This window comes from Campylobacter vulpis, from assembly GCF_014217995.1.
Classification (GTDB): domain Bacteria; phylum Campylobacterota; class Campylobacteria; order Campylobacterales; family Campylobacteraceae; genus Campylobacter_D; species Campylobacter_D vulpis.
This window is the reverse complement of the sequence record NZ_CP041618.1, coordinates 25,273-36,943: the sequence shown is the minus strand read 5'-3', so window position 1 is coordinate 36,943 and position 11,671 is coordinate 25,273. Positions and strand designations below refer to the sequence as shown.

Here is an 11,671-nt window from a genome sequence, read left to right as displayed (position 1 = left end):
AGTTTATCCTTGTAATTTTTGTTTTTTTGCAAGGATATTTTAGCATTATTCATTAATATTTAAAGCCTTAGCCTCCTTTAAGATTAGTTTTCTTATGTAGGTGCTTGATTCAGTATTAAATTCTAACTCCATCAATTTCTTTAGCGTTTCATATTCTTTTTGATTGAGTCTGCAAACGACCATATGTTCTCTTCTTAATTCTTTATCAATTGTTTTTCTACCAGATGATTTTTTCTCTGCTTTTTTGTAAGTTTTTTGAGAGCTTGTTTCAGATTTTAAAGCTTCATCAATTGTAAAAGGCTTTTTTTCCATTATGCTTTTTCCTTTTTAATAAAATGTAGAAGTCTTTGGTATTCATTAAAGAAATTTGTATAGCTTAACCTTGAAAGATTATTTTCATTGTAGAGTTCAGTAAAAGAAGCTCCACTACTCATAGAATTTTCAATGATTTTTGAAAATTTGAAAAAGAAAAGATTTAAATCTGTAAAATTACTTTCAAGAGTTTCACAAATTTGTTTTTTTTCTTTTTCGTCCCTGTAATCTGTAACTAAGATACAAACTCTATCATCATTACCTATTTCATTTAAAGTTTCTAGTGTTCTAAGTAAAGAATTATAATTGCTTGTGCAAGGAATAATAACAACATTGCTCTCTTTGACAATACTCAATACACCTTTTTCCACAAAACCGCCAAAATCATAAACGCAATTATCTATTTTTTTTGGCGTTGGTAGAATTTTTGCTTTCTCAGGATAAATTTTTTCAATAATAGAATTATCATTGCTTTGTAAAAAATATCCTAAATCTTTAGCAATAGAAAAAGCAAAAGGGGTTTTGCCGACCCCGCCTTTCTTATTTATGATAGATATAATCATCATTTAACCTTTAAATTTATTTGTATAACATTATATACTATTATTTATTAATATATTATAAAATATACTAATAATTATTTAAAGATATGTATGCTAAAAGTAGATTTTGCTTATCTTTATATTATAGGTATTTTTAAAGGCTTTTCTTTCATCTTTCTAACCTTAAGCCCTGTTTTGATTTTTTGCTTTCTTTTTGCCTCTTTTGCTTCTCTTAAGAGAGCATATCGTTTAGCCTTTCTTTCTACTCCGCTTTCTTGTTTGTTCATTTTCATTGTAAAATCCCATTTCTTTTAAAAGTTTTTCTAATTCTTGTTGAAAGTAAATTCTAAGTCTTGTATCTTCTTCATAAAATTCTTTAACAACTTTGCCATTTTCATCATATTTGTTTTCAAATTTTTGATGGAATTTTTTAAAAGCTTCTTTTTCTTTTTCCATAAAATCCACTAATTCTTTGTTTTCGTGGATATTACCTATAACCTCAGTGCAACCCTCGCAATATTCATCATCTAAATTGCAATCATCGCTAAAGAAAAAACCTCGCTTTTTATCGTAATTTATTGTATATAAAAATTTCTCACTATCATTTGGTATAAAAAGCACAATATCATTTTCAAAAATTTTTACACCATTTTTATCTTCAAATCCTGTGTAAAGTTCTAGTTCTAAATCTTCTAATTTTTGAGTTCTTTGTTTGTATGTTTCTTTTGAAATGTTAGTTTTGATGTAAAATTTATATTTTTCTGTAAGCTTTTCACCATCACCGCAACAAGCTAAAAAATAATTTTGATTGATTTTTTCAAATCCTATTTCATCAAGGTAAATATAACTACCATTAAGCCAAATTCTAAAATCAAAGTCTTTTAACTTCATTTTTCTCCTTTCAGTTTTTTGCCATAGCAATTATTATTGAGATATACATACAAAATACAAGTGCAACACTACCAATTATGGCAAATCGCTCTATGTATTTTGTATCTTTATTTTGCTTTTTTAATTTAAGTCTATATCTACCAAATAGCAGTTCAATATAAATATAGAAATTCACAGGCAATATACAAAGAAGCAAAATTGCAATAGGTTGTTCTTCTAAATAATAAAGTCCGCAACAAAAAAGAAAAATTAAAAAAACAAGCATTGCTATGCAGATCTTATAGTTAATGTTTTCATAATATTTATCTTCGTTATCTTCGTGCTTTGTCATTGTTTATCCTTGTTGTGATTAAATAATTTTCGTATAATATTAATATATATTAGTAAATATTATATAATAAAATATATTTATAATAAATTATATTTTAGGTTTTCCATTATCATCATAATACATAGCCTTACAGCCTTGTTTAAATTCATTACAGCCCCACCACCAGCTTTTACCATTTTTACTTTTCATTCTCTGCAAGAATCCTTTATCACATTGCGGACATTTATATGTAGTGTCGCTATTGTTTTGTTTTGTTTCAAAATTTGGTTTGCCTTTATTATCAGGATATATAGCCTTACAACCCTCCTTGTATTCACTACACCCCCAAAAATCTCCATATTTTCCCTTGCGTTTTATTAGATAGCCTTTATCGCATTGCGGACATTGAATTTTTTGCTGATTTTTATCTTCTAAGATTTTAAAATCTTTGTTATTGCTAATTCTTTGAATTTCACCGATGACTTCTTTTGTTACTTCCTCTAAAAATTGCCCTCTTGTAAGCTCTTGTGCCTCTATCATTTTTTGTTGTTCAAACCATAAAGCTGTCATATCAGGTGTAGTAAGAGCTTTTGGAGAAAGTGCGATTAAATCCCTACCTTTTTGCGTAGATTTAACAACTTGCTTTTTATCTTTGCTTACCTCTATATATTCTCTTTCAATAAGGGTTTTTATGTGATTTGACCTTGTAGCAGGTGTGCCTATACCCCCGCTTTCTCCTTTTTTGTCTTTATCTTTTTCCATCAGTAATTTTTTAATTTTTTCATCGCTTACATATTTTGCGACACTATTTAAATCTTTAAGTAATGTTGTCATAGTGTAATAAGGGCGAGGTTTTGTTTGCTTCTTTTCAATCTGCACCAAAGCACATTTTGCATTATCATTATCTTTTAAGCTAGATAAATCATATTCGTTTTTATCACTATCAAGCTCCTCTTCTTTATCGGTATCAATATTTTTCCATAGACTTCTAAAACCGCTTTTTGTTGTTTTGCTTTGTGTTGCGGTAAAAATTTTTTGATTGATTTCTAAATTAATTGTGGTGGTTTGATATTCTCTAGGCTGAAAAAATTGAATGATAAATCTTTTAGAAATTAAATCATAAACGACTGATTCATCTTTGCTTAATTGTGATGAAATCTTGTTTTGAGTAGGAATGATTCCATAATGTGCTGAAATGTTCTCATCATTAAAAGCTTTGCTTTTTATTTTTGTATCACTACCAGCGATGAGAGCTTCAATCTCATCATTATTTAAATTTGTTTTTATGGAATTTAAAATTTGTGGAGCTTCTTCAAAGATTGTTTCAGGAAGATACTGACAATCTGACCTATTGTAAGTAATTGCTTTATGTTTTTCTCTTAAGGATTGTGTGATTTGTAGGGTTTTATCAGGGCTAAATCCAAAAAATTTTGCACACTCTGCCTGTAAAATAAGTAAATTATAGGGTAGTGGCGGATATTCTTTTTTATTTTCTATCTTTACATTTATTTTTGCATTTTGATTTTCGCACATATTTTTAATTTCTTTAGCTAGATTTTCATCTGTAATTTTTTCTTCTGTCTTTAATCGTGCTTGAATTGTATGATTGTTAATTTCAAAATTTCCAAGTAAGGAATAATAATCTATGCTTTTAAAGCTTTCAAATTCTTTATCTCTAGCAACTATAAGTCCTAAAATAGGAGTTTGCACTCTTCCTACACTTAAGATGCCCTCAAAATTGTTTTGTCTAGCAATGATGGTGTAAGCCCTTGTAAGATTAATTCCTACTATCCAATCAGCTTGACTTCTTGCAAAGCCTCTTTCGCTCATACCTTTAAAATCTGTATTAGATTTAATTTTTGCTATTTCTTCTTTGACTGCTTTTGGAGTTAAGTCATTAATTAAAACTCTAAAGACAGGTTTGGAGCTTTTAGAATACTGAATAATTTCATCGACTAAGATTTGTCCCTCATCATCTGCATCCCCACAATTTACAATAGAAGTAATTTTGTCGCTATGGATTAAATCGCAGATGATTTTGAGCTGTTTTCTGCTATCTTTCTTAGGTAAATATTTAAATTCTTTAATGGGTAGTGGCAAATCCTCAAGTTTCCACAGCTTATATTTTTCATCATATTCTTCAGGTTTAGCAAGTTCTAAAATATGCCCAAAAGCCCAAGTAATAATGTCATTTCCTTTTTGTATGTAGCCTTCGCCACTTTTATAACTTCCTTCTAGTCCTTCCGCAATGGCTCTACCAAGTTCAGGTTTTTCTGCTATAAATAATCTCATTTTTTACCTTTCTTTATTACTGGATAACATAAATAATTATTAGAATATAATAGTTATTTATGTTATATATTATTAATTATAAATATATTTTATATTACAATAATTATTATAAATACACACCCATAAGGGTGTGTATATCATCTTTCTAAGCCTTTATCTTGCTTTTTTTCAGGCTCTTTAATCTCTTGGGTTTGCTGCATTTGTTGCTTTTGTTTTTGTGCTTTCATTTCAGCTTCATTAACAACTTCAAAACCTGCATTTGAAATTACAGCTACAAATTCTTTGCCTTTTTCTTTGAGTTCGCTTTTTAGCTCCTCGTTGTAGAGTCTCACATTAGTTTCCAGATAATGACTTTTAGATCCATCTTGATTTTGGTGTTCTGTAATCCCAACTCCCTCAATTAATTCTTTTGCGGATTCTCTCTTTTGATTAATGGTGTAGTAAAAATAACCTTGCTCATTGACATTAGAGTTGATGTAGATAAAATCATCTCTATTTTGTGAATTAGTAGGTTTTAAGACGATATTATGAGTTTTTTCATCTCTATTAACAAAATAGTTTTTCCACTCATTATTAATCTTTGCAGAAAAAAGCACAGCACCGTGTTCCATTGCCGCAACTTGTCCTGCTTCTTTAATCACATCAATCAAAGCAGTATCCACTTTTCTTTGCTGAATATCACCCTCCTTGTTTTTGTAGTTTAAAGCATTGTTTGTATCAATAACAATCTTATCATTAACTAATCTTCCAAATGCCATTTTTATCTCCTTAAAAATTTTTTGTTTTTTGTTTTTTGCAATTTTTATATATAATTCCTCCGTTCATTCACCTCCTTGTAGTGTGATTTGAATACTATTTTTATTTTCCGTAAGAATAGTTTTTTGTTTTTTTGCAAAGCTCAAGGTGAGGCTTTTATCGTCTTCATTAACGGAGATTGTTGCCAAGCCTTGAGTGATTACGCTTACTCTTTTTTGTAAATTTTCAAGTTCTGTATTTTTTGTATAAATAAGAAATAGCAGAATACCAAGCGTTATACCAAGTCCAATTGTTGTAAAGCTAAAAAATATAAGAAATGATTTTGTATTCTTTATCATTTTTGTAAATATTTGCGAGAAAATATTAAGCTTATCTTTGCCATCTTTGATAAAGCTATCAAGAAAGTCATTGTAGTTTTGTGCATTATGAGAAAGTTTATATTCCACTATCTCGCAAAATTGATTAATCTGTTCATTATATTTTTCTAATTTTTCATCTAATGATATTTTTTGAATTTCATTAGCAAATTTTGCAAAATCTTCCATAGTCTTTCTTATGGAGGCTGTTTTGCTGATGAGTTCTTTTTCCTCATCGTTTGGAGGATTTGTAAAATAAGAAACAAGAGCCAAATGCGTATTATTTAGCTCTATATAATTATTTTCTAAATCTTTAAAAATGCCATCTTCCGTATTGCTTTGCGAGTTTTGTTTGCCAATATGAATTTTGGCATTAATTTCTTTCATAATATTGGCAAATTTTTGTAATAACTCATTGTAATTAGTCGCAGATATTTCTTGCTCATTATTGACAATTTCAAAAAGATTTTCGTTAGAATTAATCTCGTTCATCATTATTTCTCATTAACCCAACATTCTTTTTTGATAGCCATTTTTTGATAATAAGCAATATTAATTTTGTAATATTTAAACCCAATTTGTTTTCTTTGATTTTGAGGCAATTTTATAAATTCATATCTGCTAATTTCTGTTAATTTTTCTCCTTGCTCTCTTTGCGATACAGGTAAGGCATTGTAAATTTCTTGCGAGATTTCCTTTAATTCATAGCCTCTTTGCCATTCTTCTTGTTCGTAAAATTTATTGTTGCAAGTGTATTTTAAGTGATAATCTGTATATTTTGATGAAGATAGCAATCTGCAAGAATTTGTTAATTGTGGATTGATTCTAAAGCCATAAATATTTACATTTTTACACGAAGTGCCATCTCCAGCTCCACTACTCTCGCAAAATTGTTCAACTCTCAATAAGGTTTTTTCGATACGCTGATTCAACGCTTCTACGCTACAAGCTCCATCTAGGTTCGCTAAAATTTCGTTTTTATATTTAAGCATTTCACTATCTGCATCTCCTATGGGGCAAAGATTTAAAAAAGCTTTTCTAGCATTAATAGTTTTCCACGGCTTTTTAAAATGTATGCTAAAATATCTTGCTAAAGAGGCACTACATTCTGCTGGTTGAGTAGGACTTGCTAGACAAAGCATTGCCTCGCACGCTAATCTAGTATCTCCTGTTAGCATTTCTAATTCTATTGCATTAGAGGATACAACACCAAAAGCTAAAATAGATAAAAGAACTTTTTTCATTTTTTACTCTCCTTTAATTTTGTTAAAAAATAAAATACTAACCTTGTTGTAATCCTCTTCATAAGGATTGATAGGCTGTAATTCAATAGGGATAATGACTTGATTTTTGATAAAATATTCCTTGTAGGCTTGTATCAAATCTTCTCTACCGACTAAAATCATTCTACTAGCATTGTGAGCTAATAAAAAAGTTTTCGTTATAAGCTCATTTTTGATAAAGTCATCTTTTTCTGATTTCTTTTCAGCGATGATTTGATAAGTCCAATTTTGTGAGCTTAAAAAGCTATCTTTTGGAACAAAGTTATATTGTTTTTCCAAAATGGAAGTGTTAATAGTTAAAATAGAACCATTATCTAATTTTTTTGGTTGTGGGGCAGAACACCCAACTACTAATGAAGCAATTACAGCTAAACTAAGCGACATTTTTTTCATTGTTTTCTCCTATGATTTGAATTTTTATTTTGCATTCTCCTTTTAAGATTGCATTTTCTAATTGTTCTCTTGTTGGAATTTTTCTTATTGTTGATAAGCTTTTTGAAACAGCTTTAAATTTATCCATAAAATAAGAATCTGAATAATAAAATGCTTTATTGCATAAGATAGGTTTGCCACTATCAATAGTAATCAACTCGTTTTCAAAAGCCATTTCTCTTAGCTCTTGCGGTAACATTAAAGCTCTACTTGCTTCACTAATACTTCTTGAGCCACCACCATTACCACTTGTATTAATACTTCTTGAGCTTGTTTTAAAAGTGGTATTTCCTAAAATCCTAGAAATAGCCTCTGCGTCTTCTTGCTCTCTTGGTGCATAAAAAATTTGACAAGCGTGATTTGTTAAAAGTGTTTTAGCTCCTTCTTTTCCATAACCTAAAGGCTGTTGCGTTTCAAGTTGCGAGTTAGATTGATAAATCATTAAAGAGCGTAGCCAATATCCAGCCATAAAGCTTACAGCAGATTGATAGATAGGAATTCTACCGGGTGCAGTAAATTCGTCCATAACCATTAAGCAGGTGTATTTTAATTCTTTATTGCTTTGTGGTAATTCTTTAGTATTTAGTAGAATAAGTTGCGACCAAAATATATTTAAAATAAATCCAGCATTTGCTAATTGATCAGGCGTAATTCCTATATAAATTGTCATTTTCTTTTTGCGTAAATCTCTTAAATCAAAATCACTTGTTTCTGTGCTTAATCTTAGAGTTTCACTTTCAAATGGCACAAGAGGAGCATTAAAAGAACTCATTACGCCCGATTTAGTTGCGTCTGAGCTGATATTAAAATAAGTTTCTAAGCGTCTTATGGTAGCTTCATCTAAAATTTCACAATAGACTAAAAAATTGTATGTATCATCAAAGCCTCTAATATTATTTTCCTCATTTTTAAGAGTTAAACCTTTTGAGAGTTGTAAGATATTGTAAAAGTTAAATTCTCCTACATCTACATTAAAAGCTTTTTGAAAATCTTTTCCATTGTTACTAAGTTGCAAATCACGCCATAAATAACAAAGTCCTATGAATAGATTTTGAGCCAATCCATTGAAAAATTTTGAAGTGGAATCTCCATCAAGTGGATAAAGGATATTGCCTAAATCCATTAATTGACTATCGCAATGCTCTTTATCATTCATATCAATGTAGGTTAAAGGATTGTAGCGGTGTGTTTGTCTTGAAAATGGATTAAAAAGATAAACTTCTTGTCCTAAGATTTCTTTTCTATATTTACTGGTGTAATCAAAGCATTCTTGCTTAATATCTTGCACCACAGCACTTTCTTGCCATTCTAATAAATTTGGTATCACAATACCCACACCCTTACCACTTCTTGTAGGAGCCCCTAAAGCTACAAATTGCTGACCCCCAAATCTTAATAATTTTCCCTTATATTTTCCAATAATAATGCCCTTATCTCCAAATAAATTCATTTTTTTAATTTCATTAAAATTAGCAAATCTAGCTTCGCCAAATTGAGATTTTTTGGTTTTTAAGGAAAACACCAAAAGAGTCAAAGCAAACAAGCAAAATGCGAAAGTGATACCCAAAGAAAGCCATATTTTTGGATAATGATTAGCGACTGCCTGTAAAGTGAAGTTAATGTTATAGATTTCAATCGCTTTCATTATTTTTACTTTGTTCAAAACAAAGAAAACAATAGGAGTTAGTAAATAGGTAAAAATGAAACCTACTAGAATAAGAAAAATAATTTGAAGGCTTTTATTGTTTTGCATTTATTTCTCCAAGTCTTTATTTTTGATAGTTTTGTTTGCATTATTTTTGGTGTTAAATTCTGTTAATTTTGATTTAAAATTTTTTGTTTGATTTGCATAGTATTTTGCTACTTTAGGATTTTTAAATTCCATTTGTTTATTAAGATTTCTATCAGAGTAAAAGGTTATAATTATCTCATCAGAGGGGGATAGTGGCGTATTCGAGTGACCCTCCCCTTTGATTAGTTTATAATTTGTGTCCGTTACAATTCTAAAACGCACACTTTCATTATTTTCCCATTCATAAACTCTAGCATCGTTACTATCTTTATAGGGTTCTTTAAATATTTTTAAATATTCTCTTATGGAGTTGCCAAGATTTAATAATTCTTCTAAGCTAATTTCTCCCTCACTACCTTTTTCTAAGTGAAGTCTAATATGCTCTGCACCTCTACCCTTATCTCTTCTTTCATTGTGCCAACCCTTAACATAATGCACGACATAATCTATAATGGCATTTTCAATAGCTTCAAGCTCTGCATTAATAGGAGTTGAGTTTTTTTCATTAAAACTTACATTATAAATGCCTCGTTTTTCTTTATTCATTACTTTCCTCTTTTTCTATCTCTTTAAAATAAATTCCACTAATACGCCTTTTTCCGTGATGGGCGTGGATATGAACGACAATATCAATCAAATCTTTCAGTGTTTTTTGGATAATTTCAAAAGGCACACATTGACCTTGTGGGTTTTGTAAAGTCATTAAGGCAAGTCGTGTAAATGTTTCTTCAGGGCTTCCTGCGTGGCAACTTGTGATACTCCCTCCGTGACCACTTGCTAAAACATTGATAAAATCATAAGTTTCAGCACCTCTAAGCTCTGCTAATAAAATCCTATCAGGTTTCATTCTTAAGCAGGACTTTAAAAGCGTTGCAGAATTTAAAAAATCCGTGCTTTTTGCTTCACTTGGATAAAATAATTGCACGAAGTTTTTATGTTCGTAAAATTTGATTTCTTCCACATCTTCAATCGTAATAATCCTATCATCAAGACTGATAAAATCAATTAGTGTTTTCATAAAGGTAGTTTTTCCACTCCCTGTTTCTCCAGCAATGATGATGTTTTTACCATAGCTTACAGCCTTAGAGATGAAGCTTTGATAATCTTTTTCTTTATAAAGCTTAATGAGTTCTGCATCGCTAGGTTTGATAGGGTTTGTATCATTAGGATTTAAATCCTCAAAAAGTCCGCTTTCAATATGATTTTGCATTTTAAAGCGAGTTTTGCTAGGTTTTCTAATGGTGATTGAAATATGTTCACTTTTAGTAGCAGGTGGGATAACGATTTGCATACGCTCTCCACCTACTAAAATACAACTAAGAATAGGACGAGAAACATCTATTTTGTCTTTTTTAAAAGCAGCAGCCGCAGTTGCAAAATGTCCAGCTTTTTCAAAGTCAAGCTTACTAGGTATAGCTTCCCATAATCCTTTAGAGTTTTGCAACCATACTTTATCATCGCCGTTGTAACAAATTTCATTAATAAAGTCATCTTTTAAAAATTCTCCAAAATATTGATTTGTGTATTTATCTAGGGTGATTGACATTCTTTTTCCTTGTAAGTTTATAAACCTTTGAAAAATCAATATCTCTATTGACATAAACGCCAACTAAATCGCCGTGATTTTTATAAAGAGTTGGCTTAATATCAATCATTTTTTCTAAAGCAGTGTTAGCGATTTCACCGACATTTTCTCTTGTATTCTCACTATAATTGTAGTAGTTATTGCCATTTTTATTGTTTTTGCTTAACTGGTCAGCTAGTATTGCCATACCATCATCAATCATTGAAAGTAAAATAGCAGAACCAAATCGTTTTAAATAGTGATGATCCACCCAGCCTTGCATTCCACTAGCACCTAGCTCATCAGTAGCTCCAGAATATACAGGAATAATAATATTATTAGGTGTTCTAATTTCTTGCCAAATAACAAAAAGTCTATCCATACCATCATCCATTTGACCCGCATTAAATGTTCCTGTAATAGTGCTACCTTTTTCAATTAAAAGTGTGTTGCCATTTGCAGAATAAACATCATTAGATACTATACAAGCAATTCCTCCTTTAATAGAGCTAACAAGCCTTGTTTTTAAAGCACAGCCAATATAAGTTCCTTTAGACAAAAGAAGATTTTGGTCAAACTCACTCACTTTAGCAATTGTAGGAGTGAAAACTTCACCTGTAAATTCTCCTCCACCTTGCAAATTATTAGAATTTTGCAAAGTGCCATTTTGTCCAAACTCAAACACGGTATTTGGTTTTTCTCCAAACTCTCCGCTATTTCCAGCATTGCCTCCATCAAATCCTCCGCTATTAGTTGAAGCAATGACCGTAACTCCTGCACCTTTTACAATTCTAGGCTTTGGAGGTTTTGGCTCAAGCATTAAAGGCTGTTCTTGTTGTGGTGTGTTAGCGATAAGCTCGTCAAATGTCTTTTGTGGAGGAGGTGGAACAAATTCTTTAGCCTTAACGCTTTGAGCTAAATCTTTATTTTCTTCCTTTGGTGTTTCTTCAACACTTTGATTATTTGATGAAAATGATTTTAAGAAATAAACAATTAAAATGATGAGCAATAAACCGCCAATAGCAAAGATTGTATAAGCTTGTATCTTTTTGAGATGATTTTTTTGCTCACTCAATTCGCTTGTGTGGCTATCAAAGTCATTTTCTAAGCTATCTTGCTCTTTATTTTGCATAATTTACCC

At 30.4% G+C, this 11,671-nt stretch carries 14 protein-coding genes; all 14 read right to left on the bottom strand.

Translation table 11 applies throughout. The features are described from left to right. Window positions 1-45: 45 nt before the first annotated feature. A complete protein-coding gene (locus CVULP_RS08750) occupies window positions 46-312 on the bottom strand; it encodes a hypothetical protein (protein ID WP_006803285.1) in 267 nt (88 codons plus the stop codon). After that, on the bottom strand, window positions 312-875 hold the full coding sequence (locus tag CVULP_RS08745) for a P-loop NTPase family protein (protein ID WP_006803284.1): 564 nt from the start codon (window positions 873-875) through the stop codon (window positions 312-314). Before CVULP_RS08745 ends, CVULP_RS08750 begins: the two co-directional genes overlap by 1 nt. Window positions 876-991: 116 nt before the next feature. Further along, window positions 992-1,147, bottom strand: a complete 156-nt coding sequence (locus CVULP_RS08740; RefSeq protein ID WP_180753045.1) for a hypothetical protein — start codon at window positions 1,145-1,147, stop codon at window positions 992-994. Further along, window positions 1,104-1,745, bottom strand: coding sequence for a YopX family protein (locus CVULP_RS08735; protein WP_099507383.1), 642 nt, complete (start codon window positions 1,743-1,745; stop codon window positions 1,104-1,106). The genes CVULP_RS08740 and CVULP_RS08735 overlap by 44 nt, the downstream gene beginning before the upstream one ends. A 10-nt stretch (window positions 1,746-1,755) precedes the next feature. Beyond that, a complete protein-coding gene (locus CVULP_RS08730) occupies window positions 1,756-2,076 on the bottom strand; it encodes a hypothetical protein (protein WP_099507384.1) in 321 nt (106 codons plus the stop codon). Between the two features lie 87 nt (window positions 2,077-2,163). Continuing rightward, window positions 2,164-4,347 carry a DNA topoisomerase 3 gene (locus CVULP_RS08725; protein ID WP_265415699.1) on the bottom strand — a complete coding sequence of 728 codons (2,184 nt, stop codon included), beginning with the start codon at window positions 4,345-4,347 and terminating at the stop codon, window positions 2,164-2,166. Between the two features lie 137 nt (window positions 4,348-4,484). Next, window positions 4,485-5,105: a hypothetical protein gene (locus CVULP_RS08720; protein ID WP_006803318.1), complete on the bottom strand. Its 621-nt coding sequence runs from the start codon at window positions 5,103-5,105 to the stop codon at window positions 4,485-4,487. A 63-nt stretch (window positions 5,106-5,168) separates the two neighbouring features. Beyond that, the gene (locus CVULP_RS08715; protein WP_006803317.1) at window positions 5,169-5,954 is read right to left on the bottom strand and encodes a hypothetical protein; all 786 of its coding nucleotides are present in this window, start codon (window positions 5,952-5,954) and stop codon (window positions 5,169-5,171) included. Further along, a complete protein-coding gene (locus CVULP_RS08710; RefSeq protein WP_006803316.1) occupies window positions 5,954-6,703 on the bottom strand; it encodes a TrbM/KikA/MpfK family conjugal transfer protein in 750 nt (249 codons plus the stop codon). The genes CVULP_RS08715 and CVULP_RS08710 overlap by 1 nt, the downstream gene beginning before the upstream one ends. A 3-nt stretch (window positions 6,704-6,706) precedes the next feature. Beyond that, window positions 6,707-7,135, bottom strand: a complete 429-nt coding sequence (locus CVULP_RS08705; RefSeq protein ID WP_006803315.1) for a cag pathogenicity island Cag12 family protein — start codon at window positions 7,133-7,135, stop codon at window positions 6,707-6,709. After that, the gene (locus CVULP_RS08700; RefSeq protein WP_099460829.1) at window positions 7,116-8,927 is read right to left on the bottom strand and encodes a type IV secretory system conjugative DNA transfer family protein; all 1,812 of its coding nucleotides are present in this window, start codon (window positions 8,925-8,927) and stop codon (window positions 7,116-7,118) included. The genes CVULP_RS08705 and CVULP_RS08700 overlap by 20 nt, the downstream gene beginning before the upstream one ends. Further along, on the bottom strand, window positions 8,928-9,512 hold the full coding sequence (locus CVULP_RS08695) for a hypothetical protein (RefSeq protein ID WP_006803313.1): 585 nt from the start codon (window positions 9,510-9,512) through the stop codon (window positions 8,928-8,930). Continuing rightward, window positions 9,505-10,512, bottom strand: a complete 1,008-nt coding sequence (virB11, locus tag CVULP_RS08690) for a P-type DNA transfer ATPase VirB11 (protein ID WP_265415698.1) — start codon at window positions 10,510-10,512, stop codon at window positions 9,505-9,507. The genes CVULP_RS08695 and virB11 overlap by 8 nt, the downstream gene beginning before the upstream one ends. After that, window positions 10,493-11,662 carry a type IV secretion system protein VirB10 gene (gene virB10, locus CVULP_RS08685; protein WP_265415697.1) on the bottom strand — a complete coding sequence of 390 codons (1,170 nt, stop codon included), beginning with the start codon at window positions 11,660-11,662 and terminating at the stop codon, window positions 10,493-10,495. Before virB10 ends, virB11 begins: the two co-directional genes overlap by 20 nt. Window positions 11,663-11,671: the final 9 nt, after the last annotated feature.